The organism is Leeuwenhoekiella nanhaiensis, assembly GCF_002744755.1.
In the GTDB taxonomy this organism is placed as follows: domain Bacteria; phylum Bacteroidota; class Bacteroidia; order Flavobacteriales; family Flavobacteriaceae; genus Leeuwenhoekiella; species Leeuwenhoekiella nanhaiensis.
Window position 1 is genome coordinate 313,693 of record NZ_KZ319290.1, and the last position, 15,720, is coordinate 329,412.

At 41.3% G+C, this 15,720-nt stretch carries 18 protein-coding genes and 2 tRNA genes; 8 read left to right on the plus strand and 12 right to left on the minus strand.

Annotation, left to right across the window (positions count from 1 at the left end; all coding sequences use genetic code 11):
* Positions 1-3 precede the first annotated feature (3 nt).
* Positions 4-678, minus strand: a complete 675-nt coding sequence (locus CJ305_RS10245) for a TetR/AcrR family transcriptional regulator (protein ID WP_099646167.1) — start codon at positions 676-678, stop codon at positions 4-6.
* Positions 679-792: 114 nt separating this feature from the next.
* Positions 793-1,650: a ChaN family lipoprotein gene (locus tag CJ305_RS10250; RefSeq protein WP_099646265.1), complete on the minus strand. Its 858-nt coding sequence runs from the start codon at positions 1,648-1,650 to the stop codon at positions 793-795.
* 108 nt (positions 1,651-1,758) lie between these two features.
* Here CJ305_RS10250 and CJ305_RS10255 point away from each other — a divergent pair, with 108 nt between their 5' ends.
* Together CJ305_RS10255 and CJ305_RS10260 are read left to right on the plus strand one after the other, a co-directional pair.
* Positions 1,759-2,877, plus strand: a complete 1,119-nt coding sequence (locus CJ305_RS10255; protein ID WP_189319425.1) for a DEAD/DEAH box helicase — start codon at positions 1,759-1,761, stop codon at positions 2,875-2,877.
* A 102-nt stretch (positions 2,878-2,979) separates the two neighbouring features.
* Positions 2,980-4,572 carry a T9SS type B sorting domain-containing protein gene (locus CJ305_RS10260; protein ID WP_099646168.1) on the plus strand — a complete coding sequence of 531 codons (1,593 nt, stop codon included), beginning with the start codon at positions 2,980-2,982 and terminating at the stop codon, positions 4,570-4,572.
* A 7-nt stretch (positions 4,573-4,579) separates the two neighbouring features.
* Here CJ305_RS10260 and CJ305_RS10265 read toward each other — a convergent pair whose 3' ends face one another.
* Both CJ305_RS10265 and trxA read right to left on the minus strand, forming a co-directional pair.
* The gene (locus CJ305_RS10265) at positions 4,580-4,996 is read right to left on the minus strand and encodes a hypothetical protein (protein ID WP_099646169.1); all 417 of its coding nucleotides are present in this window, start codon (positions 4,994-4,996) and stop codon (positions 4,580-4,582) included.
* Positions 4,997-5,024: 28 nt separating this feature from the next.
* A complete protein-coding gene (gene trxA / locus CJ305_RS10270) occupies positions 5,025-5,327 on the minus strand; it encodes a thioredoxin (protein WP_099646170.1) in 303 nt (100 codons plus the stop codon).
* A 155-nt stretch (positions 5,328-5,482) separates the two neighbouring features.
* Between trxA and CJ305_RS10275 the strand changes: the two genes are divergently transcribed.
* Positions 5,483-6,130: an SDR family oxidoreductase gene (locus CJ305_RS10275; protein ID WP_099646267.1), complete on the plus strand. Its 648-nt coding sequence runs from the start codon at positions 5,483-5,485 to the stop codon at positions 6,128-6,130.
* Between the two features lie 64 nt (positions 6,131-6,194).
* On the opposite strand, the gene CJ305_RS10280 is transcribed toward CJ305_RS10275, so the two are convergent.
* Both CJ305_RS10280 and CJ305_RS10285 read right to left on the minus strand, forming a co-directional pair.
* Positions 6,195-6,277, minus strand: a tRNA-Leu gene (locus CJ305_RS10280).
* Positions 6,278-6,336: 59 nt separating this feature from the next.
* Positions 6,337-6,409: transfer RNA gene (locus CJ305_RS10285), tRNA-Lys, on the minus strand.
* A gap of 122 nt (positions 6,410-6,531) precedes the next feature.
* On the opposite strand from CJ305_RS10285, the gene CJ305_RS10290 reads away from it, so the two are divergent.
* Positions 6,532-7,050, plus strand: coding sequence for a shikimate kinase (locus CJ305_RS10290; RefSeq protein ID WP_099646171.1), 519 nt, complete (start codon positions 6,532-6,534; stop codon positions 7,048-7,050).
* Here the strand turns inward: CJ305_RS10290 and CJ305_RS10295 are convergent.
* The 3 genes from CJ305_RS10295 to CJ305_RS10305 are packed head-to-tail and all read right to left on the minus strand — an operon-like array spanning position 7,042 to position 8,523.
* Complete coding sequence (locus CJ305_RS10295) at positions 7,042-7,545, minus strand: phosphoribosyltransferase family protein (RefSeq protein ID WP_099646172.1); 504 nt, start codon at positions 7,543-7,545, stop codon at positions 7,042-7,044. The two genes, CJ305_RS10290 and CJ305_RS10295, sit on opposite strands and share 9 nt — an antisense overlap.
* Positions 7,546-7,562: 17 nt before the next feature.
* The gene (locus tag CJ305_RS10300) at positions 7,563-8,150 is read right to left on the minus strand and encodes a methyltransferase (RefSeq protein WP_099646173.1); all 588 of its coding nucleotides are present in this window, start codon (positions 8,148-8,150) and stop codon (positions 7,563-7,565) included.
* Positions 8,131-8,523, minus strand: coding sequence for an RNA-binding S4 domain-containing protein (locus tag CJ305_RS10305; RefSeq protein ID WP_099646174.1), 393 nt, complete (start codon positions 8,521-8,523; stop codon positions 8,131-8,133). The genes CJ305_RS10300 and CJ305_RS10305 overlap by 20 nt, the downstream gene beginning before the upstream one ends.
* Positions 8,524-8,601: 78 nt before the next feature.
* On the opposite strand from CJ305_RS10305, the gene CJ305_RS10310 reads away from it, so the two are divergent.
* On the plus strand, positions 8,602-9,507 hold the full coding sequence (locus tag CJ305_RS10310; RefSeq protein ID WP_223248853.1) for an FKBP-type peptidyl-prolyl cis-trans isomerase: 906 nt from the start codon (positions 8,602-8,604) through the stop codon (positions 9,505-9,507).
* Positions 9,508-9,586: 79 nt separating this feature from the next.
* Here the strand turns inward: CJ305_RS10310 and CJ305_RS10315 are convergent, their stop codons facing one another.
* The 3 genes from CJ305_RS10315 to CJ305_RS10325 all read right to left on the minus strand — a co-directional run bounded on the left by CJ305_RS10315 (position 9,587) and on the right by CJ305_RS10325 (position 12,172).
* Positions 9,587-10,171, minus strand: coding sequence for an outer membrane beta-barrel protein (locus CJ305_RS10315; protein WP_099646175.1), 585 nt, complete (start codon positions 10,169-10,171; stop codon positions 9,587-9,589).
* 119 nt (positions 10,172-10,290) lie between these two features.
* Positions 10,291-11,244 carry a transketolase family protein gene (locus CJ305_RS10320; protein ID WP_099646176.1) on the minus strand — a complete coding sequence of 318 codons (954 nt, stop codon included), beginning with the start codon at positions 11,242-11,244 and terminating at the stop codon, positions 10,291-10,293.
* Between the two features lie 82 nt (positions 11,245-11,326).
* Positions 11,327-12,172, minus strand: coding sequence for a transketolase (locus CJ305_RS10325; protein ID WP_099646177.1), 846 nt, complete (start codon positions 12,170-12,172; stop codon positions 11,327-11,329).
* A 198-nt stretch (positions 12,173-12,370) separates the two neighbouring features.
* Between CJ305_RS10325 and tgt the strand changes: the two genes are divergently transcribed.
* The 3 genes from tgt to CJ305_RS10340 are packed head-to-tail and all read left to right on the plus strand — an operon-like array spanning position 12,371 to position 15,476.
* Positions 12,371-13,501, plus strand: coding sequence for a tRNA guanosine(34) transglycosylase Tgt (gene tgt, locus CJ305_RS10330; protein ID WP_099646178.1), 1,131 nt, complete (start codon positions 12,371-12,373; stop codon positions 13,499-13,501).
* Positions 13,502-14,578: an LptF/LptG family permease gene (locus CJ305_RS10335; RefSeq protein ID WP_099646179.1), complete on the plus strand. Its 1,077-nt coding sequence runs from the start codon at positions 13,502-13,504 to the stop codon at positions 14,576-14,578. It abuts the gene before it with no gap.
* Positions 14,565-15,476: a DMT family transporter gene (locus CJ305_RS10340; RefSeq protein WP_099646180.1), complete on the plus strand. Its 912-nt coding sequence runs from the start codon at positions 14,565-14,567 to the stop codon at positions 15,474-15,476. The genes CJ305_RS10335 and CJ305_RS10340 overlap by 14 nt, the downstream gene beginning before the upstream one ends.
* Positions 15,477-15,720 lie beyond the last annotated feature (244 nt).

Sequence of the window (15,720 nt, forward strand, 5' to 3'; positions counted from 1 at the left end):
ATATTATAGATTAAGTAGGTTTAGGATTAGATGCTCAAAATACTGTGAAGGTGAAGTCTGATCATCACATTCGGTAAGGGATGAAAAGTGATTTTTTAAAAAATGATGATGCAACGAGTCTGCAAGAATGGTACTTGCCAGACTTGCAGGGTATGGATATGAGGCATCAACATCTGAGATCATTTTTCTAATTCGGTTTGAAAGCCTTTTGTAAATGGCAAAATAGCCGTCTTTGTTTTCATCGTCTACCTCTTTGGTAAGGTAAGACTTAGAATACTCATTGATCACGATTTTATTGAGAAAGACTTCGTTGATGTGATTAAACGACTGGTCCTCTTCTACCTCACGGGTAACAATCTCAATAGCCTTTAAAAGCTTTTCAACAGGATCGGTAAGGTTATTTGTGGCAAAGACCAGCTGATATTCCTTCCAGCCCCAATACCAGGAGGTGAGGTAAATGAGAAATTTATGCTTGTTTTCAAAATAACGGTAAATAGAACTCTCGGTAGATTCTATATGAGCGGCAAGCTTTTTAAAGGTGAAATTGTCAAAACCCAGTTCATTGATTAAAATGATTCCGTATTTAACGATTCGCTTGCCTAAATCAGAGGACTCAGGATCTTTAAGGTAGATACTTTCGTTGATCGAAATTTTCAGATTTTTAAGTAATGCATCCATATCTGATTATTTTGAACGCAAAAATAGTAGTATTACTATCAACTCTTCGTTTCTTATAAAAATTTTAACCGAAACCGTTGTAGTGAATGGGAGTTATATCCGAATACCAAGTGATTAATAACTGGTAGTCATATCGGCATCAACGACGATAATGAAATCTGCGCGATTGCGATGTTCTTCATTCAGGTTTGAAAGCTCATCCTGAAGCACTGTGCTTAGGGTAAAATAATTCAATTCAGGCTGCTGAAGCTTTAAATACCAAAGAATCCCTTCGTGGAAATCACTGTGAAAAGCACCATTAAAATGGAGAAATAAAGTGCCTTCAGTATAGTTTGTCAAAATCGAATGCGCCATAGTCGCATCTTTAAGAGCTTGTGCCATCACTAGTTTAGGGCTTCCGTGATCGCCCATCATTTTTAATATTTCCTGATATCGGGGTAAATCGGCATCAAAGGTAATGGGTAATGGTGCGATAATCTGCTTCTCTTCGGGAGCGATACTATCCAGGGCTTCAAAACCTTGCTTGTGCACTAGTGCTGCATAGCGCCGGGGAACATTAGTTGCGATGAAGTCTATTTCACTTTCCTTAGCGAAATCAACAAGGGGCTGGTAATCGGTTTTGTGATTTGTCCACAAACGAGCCTGCTCGCTGAATTGTTTATAATCCAGGCTGTCTTTGAGGTAGTGGCTCAATGCTTTCTGATTATCGGTTTCAAGCATTTCGGCCCCTAGCATCACATTTTGGTCTTTGGAGAGGTCTTTAGCAAGCTCTAATTCGAGCCAGTGGGCGATAGGGTTGTTGTGCAATTCGCCAAAAAGAATCACATCGGCTTCGGTTTTTAAGCTATCCAGCATAGCGCTGTAAGCTATGACATTGCCATTTGCATCAAATATGCGGTAAGCAGGCTTCTCCTGAGCATATATTGGTAAGCACAGACATCCGGCAATAAAAAGTACAAAAACTCTAATCATTCCTTTTTTTCTAAAGTTAGGCGAATAATTGAATTTAATTGACACGAACACAAAGTTTATGCGGGTTACAAGCCTTTGATATGTACCTTTGCTGCTTAAATACATAGTATGGCAATTCGTTTTAAAGATTTGGGCTTATCAGACAAGCTTATCAAAGGACTCAATGAACTGGGTATTGTTGAACCTACGGCAATTCAGGAGCAGGTAATTCCGCTTTTGCTTGAGGGAGATGCTCATTTGGTGGGGCAGGCTCAGACCGGAACGGGAAAAACCGCTGCCTATGGTTTGCCTATTCTTGAACGTATTGATCCCCGAAAAAAGCAGATTCAGGCTCTTATTTTGTGCCCAACACGCGAATTGAGCCAACAAGTGGCAAAGCAACTCTTTAAATTCACGAAATACACCGATAAAATCTTCACTGAAGCCGTTTACGGAGGGGAGAAAATAGACATCCAAATCAAAAACTTAAACAGGCCCACGCATATTGTTGTAGCTACGCCGGGGAGATTAATTGATTTACTCGATCGTAAAGCCATAGACTTGTCAAAGGTTGATACGGTTGTGCTGGATGAGGCCGATGAAATGCTGAGTATGGGTTTTAAAGATCAGCTCGATGTGATTCTCATACAGCTTAATACGATTAGAAACAAATGGCTTTTTTCGGCTACGATGCCGTTTGGAATACGACAGATTGTAAACCAGCATATGGCAGAAGACGCCCATCGTATTCAGGTAAGCAGGGATGTGGTCAATAAAAAAATCGAACATCAGTTTATCGTCTGTGACGATACTGACAAGTTACCAGTGCTGCTTGATTTTTTAAGAAGCCGAAAGGAAGAGCGGGGTATCATTTTCTGCAGAACTAAAGCAGCGGCATCTAAGCTGGCTAAACAATTGCAAGCTAAAAACTGCGCTGCCGAAGCCTTACAGGGTAATATGCTGCAGAAGGAGCGGGACAAAACCATGCGCGCCTTTAAGAATGAAAACCTGCGTATTCTGGTCGCGACTGACATCGCCGCGCGTGGTATTGATGTGGAAGACCTGTCTTTTGTAATTCATTATGAAATGCCTGATCAGGAAGCCTATTACACGCATCGAAGCGGTCGTACCGCACGTGCCGGAAAAGAAGGTTTGTCTCTGGCTTTGGTAAACTCTAAAGAGTTACGAACCCTTCGTAAATATGAAAAAGCGCTGGAGCTTGCAATGATTGAGGTTAAAGCGAGATAGTTATTCAAAATAAGCTTTTTGTTGGTTTGCTGAACTTTAACTGAAAAGCAGGTGTTTTATCTGATTTGGAGTATATTTAATCGATAAAACGTCCAACTCTCCGTGTTACGAATTATTCTCATTCTTGGGTTTTGGTTTTTGACTTCGGCATTGAAAGCACAAACCAGAAATTCTGCATACCTGTCTTTATCTGACGGCAGTATAGTCTTGGCCGATTTTGATAATTGTACAGTTGAAGAATTAATAAGTCCCGGGAATATAGTTTTGTTTGACATAGCTGAAGGACCTACCGAGCGTTCCCTCTATGGTATCTATCAACAAAGCCTATTCTTGATAGATCTTGATGCGTCAACGATAACGGAGTTGGGGGAGTTTACCAGTTCTTCAGCCGGGTTGACCAATTTTAATTCACTCGTAAAAGACGCGGATGGCAGTTTGCTTACAGTTAGCGAAGACAGAAATGGGTCTCTGTTAAGGATTGATCCAAACACTCTCGAGGCTACCTTTCTTGGTGCAACCAATTATGCCTCAGGTGGAGATTTAACTTTTATTGACGGGGATTTGTACCTCTCAGCAGTGGGTGATGACCTTGTTAAGATCAACATTGCAAATCCCGGAGCAAGCCAACTAATAGGTAATATGAATGCTTCGGGTTTCTCCACCATATATGGAGTGGTGTCTGTAGTAAGCGGAGAACCATGTATCGGAAATATAGACTATACTATGATAGCCACCGGCGGAGGCAGTGTAAGATCAGTAGATACGGCAACCGGAACTACCAGCCCTCTGTGCCCAGATTTGTTAAACGGGAGGTCTATTTTTGGAGCTGCGGAGGTTACTGTAGCGTCCATTTGTAGAATGACACTAAGTTTACAACCTGTAGGTCCTGTTTGTGCCGGTGAAAATTTCACGGTTTCTGCTCAAATAGATCCTGAAATACCATTCGGAGAATATACGTATGAATGGTACGACGCGGATGACACCGTTTTGTTAAGCACGGAGCCCGTGTTTTCGGGATCACTTAATGAAACCACAAACTTACGCTGTGTGGTGACTGATACCGATAGAGTGGGGGAATTTAAATCTGTAGAAGCCAGCCTTACCGTTGAGGTAGATCAAGCTCCTTTGCTTAATGAAATAGCTGACTCCAGAGTTGTTGAAGCTTTTAGATTTCCTCAAATTACAGGACAGAATCTTCCAGAAACGCTTAGGTTTTATACTCAGCCTTTTGGTCAGGGTAATTCTTTCAATCCGGGAGATGAGATTTATTATTCCGAGTTTGATGTTTATTCCATTACCTTTTACGTTTATGCCGAAAATGATTTGATGTGCGCTGATGAGATTTCATTTTTGGTAACTATTTTCCCTGAGGGAACAGAGATTCCGGATGATGATGTTTTAGAACCTCCTTTTCAGGATGGAATTCCTTTTTTGATCCCAACCTATTTTACGCCAAATTCAGATGGTTATCACGACCTCTGGGAACTAAAAATCGCAGAAGGAATAGAAGTAACGGGTGTATATATTTTTGACAGGTTTGGGAAACTTCTCAAACAGCTAGATGCGGTAAATCCATTATGGGATGGTACTTACAGGGGTAAAAATATGCCGGGTACAGATTACTGGTATTTAATAAGCTATCGCCAGGAAGAAAAGAAACTTGAGTTAAAGGGGCATTTTACGCTAAAGCGATAAAACAATGCTATTTCATCAATACCCAATAAACACTCCACAGAAATACCAGTGTCCACAAAACCGTTCTAAACCAATTGCGTTTCACCAGTTTTTGCGGAATTCCTGTACAGTCCTGTTTTCCTGAGATTTTAGAATGCAGCGGTACAAACTGTATAAATGTGGAAAGCCAAAGGATAAGTACAGCGCATAGACTGAAAACAGTATACAAATCGGCATTTTTGGTTACCTGTATGATAGCAAGGAGTAATTGTCCTACCATTAAAGGCATAACTACATACGAAACACGCGGTGTGTATTTTTGATGCCAGATCGCCACATCAGAAGAATTGTAGTAGCAAAGTCCGGGATAGATAACCAGCTGTACCAGCCAGATCAAAACAACCATCCCAAAGTCAAAAAGCAAACGCCAGATTTCTAAATTCATAGCCTTAGGATGAATGATGTGTTGATGATTAACGGCTGTGTTGTGCAACTACCTGTTTGAGGTCAGCGCGTGAAAGTACACCGCTTTGACGCCAAAGCTGCTTCCCGTTTTTAAACAGCATCAGTGTGGGAACACCACGCACCTGAAACTTTTGGGCAATAGCAGGATTTTTGTCAACGTCAATTTTTACAATTTTGACTTTTTCGCCCAAATCCTTTTTTACATCCTGTAAAATAGGAGCGAGGGTTTGACAGGGTCCGCACCAGGTTGCATAAAAATCAATGAGTACGGGTATGTCTGAGTCGGTAAGAGTTCCAAAACTTGTTTTCATAGCTTCAAAATTACGGGTTGAGCCGCATTTGATGAAATGCTTTAACGCGATCTTAATAGTATCCTAATCCTGAAGGAAACCCGCGTTAATGGTAGTTAATGCGCTTTGTGATACCCCTCAGCTTGCTTAATTTTAAGAAAATCAGAAATAAAACTATGGAAACGAGTAAAGAAAATATTTTAGTAGCCGGTGCTAACGGAACAACCGGTAAGAAAATCGTCACGTATTTGAAGGAATCTCAATACTTCAATCCGGTGGCAATGGTTCGCAAAGCCGAGCAACAAAAGCAGTTTGAAATTCAGGATGTAGATACCGTATTGGGCGACCTTGAGGAAGATCTGGCTGATGTGGTTAAGGGAATTGATAAAGTAATCTTTGCAGCCGGTTCCGGAGGACATACAGGTCCTGAAAAAACAACAGCGGTAGATCAGGAAGGAGCAAAAAGCCTGATTGACGCTTCTAAAAAAGCCGGAATCAAAAAATTTGTGATGTTGAGCTCAATAAATACCGATGATCCGTCAAGCAGTGATAAACTACAGCATTATCTGGAGGCCAAGAAAAATGCAGACGAGCATTTGATGAATAGTGGTTTAAACTATACTATCGTAAGACCGGGCTCTCTTACTAATGATTCAGGAACCCGTGAAATTAAAGCATCTAAGAAAGTAGATTATGGCGAAATCACTCGTGATGATGTCGCGTACACTTTAGTGCACGTTTTAAACGATGATGTGGCTCAAAATGCAGTTTTTGAAATGATTGAAGGAGATACCCGAATTGAAGATGCGATCAAGCCGTTCTAACAAGACATAATGCAAAAAAACTAAAAAGCCCGTAAACTGAATGTTTACGGGCTTTTTCTGGTAGTACCCGGGATGGGACTTGAACCCACACGTACGAAGTACACACGGCCCTCAACCGTGCCTGTCTACCAATTTCAGCACCCGGGTCTGTTTAATTCAAAACTATTTAAAAAAACAAAACCAGACTATAAATCTGGTTTATTTTGTGACTTGGCTGGGGCTCGAACCCAGGACCCTCTCCTTAAAAGGGAGATGCTCTACCAACTGAGCTACCAAGTCTTTCCCTGAATGCGGCTGCAAATATACAGCCATTTTTTTGATCTGCACAAGGCTTTTTGTAATAAATTTGAAGAAAATTATTCAGTATTATTTACTGCTCTGAAAATCAGATTCATTTAAGCATGAAAATTTATTTAATAGGATATATGGGCTCAGGAAAATCTACTTTAGGTAGAGCTTTGGCCCAAAAACAACAACTTCGATTTATTGATTTTGATGAGTACCTCGAGGAAAAAGAGGGGCAGAGCATCGCAACTATTTTTAAAGAGAAAGGCGAAATCTACTTCAGGAAACGCGAATCACACTATCTGGACGAACTTTTAGATCTGGAAGAAGAAGCGGTTATAAGCCTGGGCGGTGGTACCCCGTGTTATGGTGATGCAATGCAGCGCATAAAAGCGGCGCCGGGTACCTCTGTGTATATAAACGTTCCGGTTACTGAACTGAGTAGTCGTTTGTGGAGTCAGCGGGAACACAGACCGGTTCTAAATCATCAGGATACTCCTGAGAAACTGGAAGAATTTGTGCGTAAACACCTCTTTGAACGCAGTTTTTATTACAATCAGGCAGATTTAATACTGCGCACGCAAGATCAAACTCCTGAGGACTCTTTAAAAGCCTTAGAAGCGGCTTTATTCTAAAATGGCATAATCGCCTTCGGGTTTAAAGCGCACTTTTACACGCTCATTTAATGAAGTGCTTAAAGAGATGCCTTTGTAATCGGCTTTTACCGGATATTTCTTATGATTTCGGTTTACCAAAACAGCGGTTTTAAATTGCTTTAGCGGCACATCCAAAAAATGTTTAACCCCGTAAATAAGTGTAGTCCCTGAATTGAGCACGTCGTCTATGAGTACCAAAGACTTGTTCGCATAAGCTTCCGGTTGTAATGAGGTCTCTACCGTTCCCTGAGGCGCGGTTTTATTCATGGTAACCCGGCACAGGGTACATTTGATTTCTGATATCTCTTCTAAAATGGGTTTTAGCCGTTCCGCAATCGCATAACCGTTTAGCGCAACACCGGCAAGAATAATTTCGCTTTCATCAACATTGCTTTCGTAGATCTGATAAGCAATGCGACGTATTTTATGTTGAATATCCTCGTGCGATAGAATGGTTTGTACTGCCGTTTTCATACTTAAACTAAAAGATTTCAGATTTTTTCAAAGATAGCGAAGAGTTCTTTTCCTGCCCGTGGTTTTATGGAATTATAACAGCGCTCTAAAGTTTTTATGCGGAAGTATTCTGAAAATAAATTGGTGTATTCTCTTTTGCTGCCGCCAAAGGGAGGGCCTTGTTCGGTAAGCGGAAAATCAAAAAACAAACCTGCGAGTTTTCCGCCTGAAGTCAGTAAATGGTAACTGTGCCTCACATAATGAGGCCGGAGTTTGGGGTCAAGGGCGCAAAAAAAGGTTTGTTCCAGAATACGATCATAGCTGCCGGAATATTCAAAAAAATCTCCTTCAATGATTTTTAAGCGATCTGTAGCCGGAATACGTTGCTGTAAGCGCTGCAGGGCAGAACCGGAAAGATCAATGACGGTGATATTCGTAAACCCGGCATTTAAAAGGGATTCTGCCTCGTGTCCGTAACCGGCTCCGGGTATTAAAATGCGTAGATTTTTCGATGGGAGTTGATCTGCATATTGCATCAGGGCAGGAGCTGCGTAGCCTATATCCCAGCCCGTTTGCGATTCCATATAACGGGATTCCCAATATTTTTTATTCAGGTGAGTCTTCAAAGAAGTCGTCGTTTTCGTAAAAATCGTCCAGATCGCGACGGTCTTTTTTAGTAGGACGGCCGGTACCTTTTTTACGGTAATAATCTTTAGAGTATTTCAGCAAATCCAGTTTTTCCAGATTTTCGGCAGGGGTTCGGTCTACATAATACAATCCGGTAAGCTTAGCTCCAACCCGGCTGGGCGGATGGGCTAAAACCTCTATAATGTAATCAATCTGATTCTTGCGTATTTGTATGGTATCTGAAGGGAAAACTTCCCGTGAAGGTTTTACTGCAACATCGTTCATTTTTACCTGTCCTTTTTTACAGGCTTCGGTTGCTATAGAACGGGTTTTAAAGTATCGCACACACCATAAATATTTGTCTACTCGCATAATCTATTGCTTTAAAGCTCGTTTTTACACAACAAAAATAGCGCAAAATTGTATCTTGCGCGACCTAAAAGGATATTGATGAATATGATGAAAAATACGGTTTTTGCAGCTCTTGGGCTTTTATTGATAGTGTCTTGTCAAAATGATGATGATGGTCCGGTTGTGGAGCCACCCAGAGATCGCGGCGAAGTTCAGTTAGAAAGTGAAGCAAACCTTCAGACTTATCTCGAAACACATACGTATAATTACGAGGATTTTGCAACGCCCCCTGCAGATTTTAATTTTGACATTGTATTTGATACTATCTCAGGAGAAAATGCAGATAAAATACCTCTTATAGATCACCCAAATTTAAAGGCGACTCGGTATACTTATCGGGATGTCGATTATACGCTATATGTTCTTGAAGCTAAGGAAGGGCAGGGAGAGCAGCCTAGCTTTGCAGATTCTACTTTTGTAAATTATCAGGGAAATATTGTTGAGGGTTCTAAGTTTGACGGTACTACAACCCCAATATGGTTAAATCTTCCGGAAACTATTTTTGGTTTTGGAAATGGGCTAAAGGAGCTTAAAGCCGGTACAGGGATTTCTCAAAATGAAGACGGCAGTTTCAATTATGGAACCGACTATGGTGTAGGTGCAGTATTTATACCCAGTGGTCTGGGATATTTTAGTAATCCTACCAATTCAATACCTGCCTATTCAGATTTAGTCTTTCGTTTCAAATTATACGGGATAGTCAAAGACGCTGATGAGGATAATGATGGCATTCCAAATGCAATGGAGGATATAAATGGCAATTTCTATTTGTTTGAAGCAGAAGATGACACGGATAATGACGGTATACCTAATTTTCAGGATAGCGACGATGACGGTGATGGAATCCCTACTCGAGAGGAGATTGTTATAAACGAAGATGGAAGTATTACGTTTACAGATTCAAACAATGATGACACTCCAGATTACTTAGACCCTGATAATTAATCAGAAGAATATTGAAAACAAAAAAATCCCGCTACCTGAAGTAGCGGGATTTTTAGTTTAACCGTTTGGTTATTGAATATTATAAATTCAATGAAAGGCTTAGGATCAACTGATCAGGGCGGGTGTCTATTCGCGAATCGTTTGTGATGATTCCATTAGTACTTAAGAATTGGGCTTCATTATCTTTAAAGCCGCGCTCATAGCGCAAATCAACTCCCAGCTTTCCTAAAGCAAGGCCTACACCAAAATTAAGGCCTACTGTAAAATCGTCCTGTACATCGCCAAGATCAATACCTTCATATTCGGTATCTAAGATGTATTGTAACGAAGGACCTGCAAAAATGTTGATGGGCCCAAAAACTTCAAGACCTACAAGAAGCGGCGCATCCAGTTTTTGAACACTAAACTCATCACTGTCATAGGTGGTCTTTAGTTTTGTGTAGACCAGCTCAGGTCTGAAGTATAAACGTTCACCTGTTCGGCCGTAAACCCCAACGTGAAAGCCTAAATCCCTGTCAGGATTCTCATAAGCTTCACCTACATCGTTACTGATATCGCCGGTGGCACCGTAATTAAGACCTGCTTTAATACCAAAGCCCGGGTCTGATTGCGCGTAAGTCAATGACGCGACTAAACAAAAAATTCCTAAAAATGCGTTCTTCATATCAATTAAGTTGTGCCCTTGCGGGCGGTTAAAATTAAATTGGATTAAAAATGATTCCGAACTAATTTTTGGTTGATGCTGAAAACAGGCATTCTTAGGAATTATGTCATAAAGAGTGCCTACTTCTTAGCCAGCACTCTATTAACGGCTTCTACAATAGATTTAGTATTGAGACCGTATTTTTCCATCAATTCGGCAGGAGTACCAGACTCGCCAAAGGTGTCATTGGTAGCGATAAATTCCTGATAAACAGGATCGTTTTTGGCTAATACACCGGCAACGCTTTCGCCCAGACCACCTAAATAATTGTGCTCTTCACAGGTCACTACACAACGGGTTTTCTTAACTGAATTTAAAATAGCTTCCTCGTCAAGCGGCTTAATGGTGTGAATGTTTATCACTTCAGCGCTGATTCCTTTTTCTTCCAATTGCTCAGCAGCTTCAAGCGCGTGCCATACCAGGTGACCGGTTGCAATGATGGTAACGTCAGAACCATCTACTAAATGCAAAGCTTTTCCTATTTCAAATTTTCCGTCTTTCTCGGTGAAATTGGGAACGCTTGGACGACCAAAGCGTAAATAAACAGGTCCGTCATAATCAGCGATCGCTATTGTGGCAGCCTTGGTTTGGTTGAAGTCACAAGGATTGATTACCGTCATTCCCGGAAGCATTTTCATAAGACCGATGTCTTCCAGAATCTGGTGGGTTGCCCCATCTTCTCCTAAGGTTAAACCGGCGTGAGAAGCACATATTTTTACGTTTTTACCAGAGTAAGCAACACTTTGACGAATCTGATCGTAAACACGACCGGTAGCAAAGTTTGCAAAAGTAGTAGCGTAAGGTATTTTTCCGCCTATGGTCATACCGGCAGCCATACCTATCATGTTAGCTTCTGCGATTCCGGTTTGAAAGAAGCGCTCGGGATGATTTTTTTCAAAGTCATTCAGTTTAAGCGATCCGGTAAGGTCAGCACATAATGCAACAACATCTTCATGTGTTTTGCCGAGCTCATCCATTCCGGCACCAAAACCTGAACGTGTATCTATATTTCCTGAGTTTGTGAATTTTTTCATAGTGATTGTCCCTTAAATAATACGAGTATTAAAGTGGGATTGATTTTAAGATTAATAGCTTGTTTAAATACCTGGTTGAAGATTAATAATCTCCAAGGGTTTCCGGGTTTTGAGCTAAAGCTTTCTCAAGCTGCTCGTCATTGGGAGCTTTACCGTGCCACGCGTGCGTGTACATCATAAAATCAACGCCGTTACCCATAATGGTATGCAGTAAAATACAAACCGGTTTTCCTTTTCCGGTACGTGACTTGGCTTCTTTTAAGCCTTCAAGAATAGCAGCCATATCGTTTCCTTTCTCGATATCAAGCACATCCCATCCAAAAGCTTCAAACTTGGCACGTACACTTCCCATGTTGAGAACGTCATCGGTGCTTCCGTCAATTTGCTGTCCGTTAAGGTCAACCGTAGCGATAATATTATCTACTTTATTTGCAGCAGCATACATAATGGCTTCCCAGTTTTGACCTTCCTGCAACTCACCATCACCGTGAAGGGAGTAAACCAGGTTATCATCACCATTAAGTTTTTTAGTTTGAGCCGCACCCAAAGCTACACTAAGTCCTTGTCCTAAAGAACCTGAAGCTACGCGTATTCCGGGTAGACCTTCGTGAGTGGTGGGGTGTCCTTGCAGACGTGAATCTATTTTTCTAAAGGTATTGAGTTCATCAACAGGAAAATAACCCGAACGGGCCAAAACGCTATAGAAAACGGGAGAAATGTGACCGTTAGAAAGGAAGAATAAATCTTCGCCCTTTCCGTCCATATCAAAACCTTCCTTACGTTTCATCACTTCCTGATATAAGGCTACAAAAAATTCAGTACATCCTAATGAACCTCCGGGATGCCCAGAGCTTACCTGATGTACCTGCCTTACGATGTCTCTGCGTACCTGTGAGACAAAATCTTCTAATTCTTTAATGTTTGGCATGTTGATTGAGTTAAAAATTGAAGGTCAAAAATACCCATTTTTAACAGGTATTACAATCAATAAGCTACTTAATACGGTGGTTTTTAGGATAATTTAAGAAGATAGGAGTTATAAGTGATTATTTTACACTTATTAAGCATTTTTTGGGGCCAAAAGTATCTATTAAATAGTTTTATCTTTGCCCCTCTAATTCACGATATGCAATTTGAACTCGTAAGTACCGATGCTGCCAGTAAAGCACGGGCAGGAACTCTAACAACTGACCACGGAACCATTGAAACTCCCATTTTTATGCCGGTGGGTACAGTGGGAACTGTAAAAGGTGTGCATCAGCGGGAACTTACTCAGGATATTGACCCCGACATCATTTTGGGGAATACCTATCATTTATACCTAAGGCCACAGACCACTATTCTGGAGAAAGCCGGCGGGCTGCACAAGTTTATGAACTGGGACCGGAATATCCTGACAGACAGTGGTGGGTATCAGGTCTATTCGCTTTCAGCCAACCGAAAAATCAAGGAAGAAGGGGTAAAGTTCAAATCGCACATTGACGGCTCATTTCACATGTTTACGCCCGAGCGGGTGATGGAAATTCAACGTAGTATAGGTGCTGATATCATTATGGCATTTGATGAGTGTACGCCCTATCCCTGCGATTACAACTATGCCAAGCGTTCTATGCATATGACCCACCGCTGGTTAGACCGGTGTATTAAGCATCTGGCAAAAACTCCGGTGAAATATGGCTATGATCAGGCGTTTTTTCCTATTGTACAGGGCAGTACCTATAAAGATTTGCGCAAGCAATCTGCGGAATACATTGCCAATTCTGGTGCAGTAGGTAATGCTATTGGTGGACTTTCTGTAGGTGAACCTGCTGAAGAAATGTACGCCATGACCGAAATTGTGACCGATATTCTTCCGTTTGAAAAACCACGTTATTTGATGGGTGTGGGAACCCCGATCAATATTTTAGAAAATATTGCGTTAGGAGTTGATATGTTTGACTGTGTGATGCCTACACGTAACGGTCGTAACGGAACCTTATTTACGCAACACGGAACCATAAATATTAAAAATAAAAAGTGGGAGGATGATTTTTCGCCACTTGATCCTGACGGTACTACCTGGGTAGACACGGCCTATTCAAAAGCCTATGTACGGCATTTGTTTAGCGTAAATGAAATTCTGGGCCGCCAGATTGGTACGATTCATAACCTGGGATTCTACATGTGGCTGGTGCGTGAGGCCCGTAAGCACATCATCGCGGGAGATTTTAATGCCTGGAAAGAAAAGATGGTAAAACAAATGGATAAAAGACTCTAGATGAAAATCTTAGACTGGTACATTTTAAAGCGTTATCTGGGTACTTTTATCACGATGCTGTTGCTGTTTATCCCTATTGGGATAACCGTGAATCTGGCAGAAAAGATTGATAAAATGCTGGCTAATGAAGTGCCGTTTAGCGAAGTAGCCATCTATTATCTCAATTTTACGATCTATTTTGCAAACCTGCTTTTTCCTCTGTTCTTATTTCTTTCGGTAATCTGGTTTACTTCTAAACTGGCCAATAACACCGAGGTAATTGCTTTCCTGAGTAGTGGAGTCTCGTTCTACCGTTTTCTCAGACCATATATAATAGGAGCAACTATAGTTTGTGTAGGTGCCTATATTTTAGGAACCTATCTGGCTCCGGCAGCCAGTCGCGGGTTCAATGAGTTTTCGTACGAGTACTTAAAAAACAATAGAGACGCCCGGGAAACGAGTAACGTATATCGACAAATCAATGACAACGATTACATTTATGTAAGCCGTTTTACGCCTTCAACCCGTATGGGGCAGAACTTTACACTGGAGCATTTTGAAGATAATACACTTCAATATAAGATTCAGGCGCGCAGTATTGTCTATATGCCCGAAGATTCCGTATATCGGCTTAACCAGTACAAAAAACGTATCGTTGGTAAAGAGGGGGATATTTTGATATCAGAGCCAAAGGTAGATACCACATTTTCATTCGATCTTGAAGATTTAACACCACTTGAGTACATTGCCGAAACCCTGACCACACCACGCCTGCGCGAATTTATCGCCAAAGAAAAAGCAAGGGGTTCTTCAGCTATTAATCGGTATGAAGTGGTATTGTACAAACGCTTCAGTTTGCCTGTAAGCGCCTATATTCTTACCATAATCGCGGTAGCGGTATCTTCTATGAAGCGCCGCGGTGGTATGGGGATTAATCTGGCTTTGGGTATTTCGCTTGCGTTTATATTTATTTTCTTCGACAAGGTTTTTGGAACCATTTCAGAGCAATCTGATTTTTCGCCTATGGTAGCGGTGTGGTTACCCAATCTGCTATTTGGTATTCTGGCGGTTTACTTGCTCAATTATGCAAAGCGCTAGTCTCAAAGATTACCTGCATTTACACCTCATTGTCTTCATTTGGGGTTTTACCGCTGTTTTAGGCGCCCTGATCAGTATAGGTGCTTTAGAATTGGTGTGGTATCGCATGGGTTTAGCAAGTCTGGCAATTTTTGGATACCTCAAATTCAAAAAGATCCCTCTAATCACGAAACCCAAAGTCTTAACTCTTATGATAGGAGCCGGGATGCTCATCGCGCTGCATTGGATCACCTTTTTCGGAGCGATTAAAATGGCTAATGTTTCGGTTACTCTTGCGATGATGAGCACCGGAGCGTTCTTTACGAGTATTCTCGAACCTCTATTTTATAAGCGAAAGATTATAGGCTACGAACTAGTTTTCGGTCTCCTGGTTATCGTGGGTTTGTATCTCATTTTTAATGTGGAAACGCGATACACCGCCGGAATTCTGGTCGCGCTTCTTTCTGCTTTGCTGGCCGCTTTTTTTACGTTGATAAACGGAAAATTGGTAAAAGAGCATCATCCGGTAAAGATTTCGTTTTTTGAAATGCTGTCAGGTGCCGGAAGCATCACCGTATTTCTGGCTTTGACTTCCCGGTTTGATTCCGTTTTTTTTAGTCTTCAGGTATCAGATTGGTGGTACCTGGCTATTTTGGCTCTGGTTTGTACCGCCTATGCGTTTATCGCTTCGGTAACTGTTATGCGCAACCTTTCGCCCTATACCGTTATGCTTACCACAAACCTGGAACCGGTGTACGGTATCATTTTGGCCTTTATCATTTTAGGCGATGCCGAGCGGATGCATACTGATTTTTACTTGGGAGCCGTTTTAATTTTGATCACAGTTATTTTAAACGGAATTTTTAAAACCCGCGAGCGTAAAAAACGTCGCCTATTGGAAAGCAATAAACTAACCTGAGGCAAGACCTCAAAGCATTAAAGTGCAACTGCTTTTGATTTCAATGCATCCCGATAGCTATCGGGATAGCGCATTTAAGTCCCGATTATCGGATAAATGGTTTTTGTAAGTAGCTCTTTTTTTGAACCTTTGCACCTCGTAAAATGGAATTACTAAGGCTCGTATCTTAATTTTCAGAAGATAAGCCACCCGGCATTTGTTCTCTAGTATCGAGTAAATGCGCTATATTTGTCAGCTAACTAAA

What these genes read in the sequence shown, in the direction of transcription:
- CJ305_RS10305 (WP_099646174.1), bottom strand. Translation starts at nt 8,523, where the DNA reads ATGCGAGTAGACAAATATTTATGGTGTGTGCGATACTTTAAAACCCGT.
- CJ305_RS10310 (WP_223248853.1), top strand. Translation starts at nt 8,602, where the DNA reads ATGAATATGATGAAAAATACGGTTTTTGCAGCTCTTGGGCTTTTATTG.
- CJ305_RS10295 (WP_099646172.1), bottom strand. Translation starts at nt 7,545, where the DNA reads ATGAAAACGGCAGTACAAACCATTCTATCGCACGAGGATATTCAACAT.
- CJ305_RS10340 (WP_099646180.1), top strand. Translation starts at nt 14,565, where the DNA reads ATGCAAAGCGCTAGTCTCAAAGATTACCTGCATTTACACCTCATTGTC.
- CJ305_RS10250 (WP_099646265.1), bottom strand. Translation starts at nt 1,650, where the DNA reads ATGATTAGAGTTTTTGTACTTTTTATTGCCGGATGTCTGTGCTTACCA.
- CJ305_RS10245 (WP_099646167.1), bottom strand. Translation starts at nt 678, where the DNA reads ATGGATGCATTACTTAAAAATCTGAAAATTTCGATCAACGAAAGTATC.
- CJ305_RS10275 (WP_099646267.1), top strand. Translation starts at nt 5,483, where the DNA reads ATGGAAACGAGTAAAGAAAATATTTTAGTAGCCGGTGCTAACGGAACA.
- CJ305_RS10320 (WP_099646176.1), bottom strand. Translation starts at nt 11,244, where the DNA reads ATGAAAAAATTCACAAACTCAGGAAATATAGATACACGTTCAGGTTTT.
- CJ305_RS10265 (WP_099646169.1), bottom strand. Translation starts at nt 4,996, where the DNA reads ATGAATTTAGAAATCTGGCGTTTGCTTTTTGACTTTGGGATGGTTGTT.
- CJ305_RS10325 (WP_099646177.1), bottom strand. Translation starts at nt 12,172, where the DNA reads ATGCCAAACATTAAAGAATTAGAAGATTTTGTCTCACAGGTACGCAGA.
- trxA (WP_099646170.1), bottom strand. Translation starts at nt 5,327, where the DNA reads ATGAAAACAAGTTTTGGAACTCTTACCGACTCAGACATACCCGTACTC.
- CJ305_RS10255 (WP_189319425.1), top strand. Translation starts at nt 1,759, where the DNA reads ATGGCAATTCGTTTTAAAGATTTGGGCTTATCAGACAAGCTTATCAAA.
- CJ305_RS10315 (WP_099646175.1), bottom strand. Translation starts at nt 10,171, where the DNA reads ATGAAGAACGCATTTTTAGGAATTTTTTGTTTAGTCGCGTCATTGACT.
- tgt (WP_099646178.1), top strand. Translation starts at nt 12,371, where the DNA reads ATGCAATTTGAACTCGTAAGTACCGATGCTGCCAGTAAAGCACGGGCA.
- CJ305_RS10290 (WP_099646171.1), top strand. Translation starts at nt 6,532, where the DNA reads ATGAAAATTTATTTAATAGGATATATGGGCTCAGGAAAATCTACTTTA.
- CJ305_RS10335 (WP_099646179.1), top strand. Translation starts at nt 13,502, where the DNA reads ATGAAAATCTTAGACTGGTACATTTTAAAGCGTTATCTGGGTACTTTT.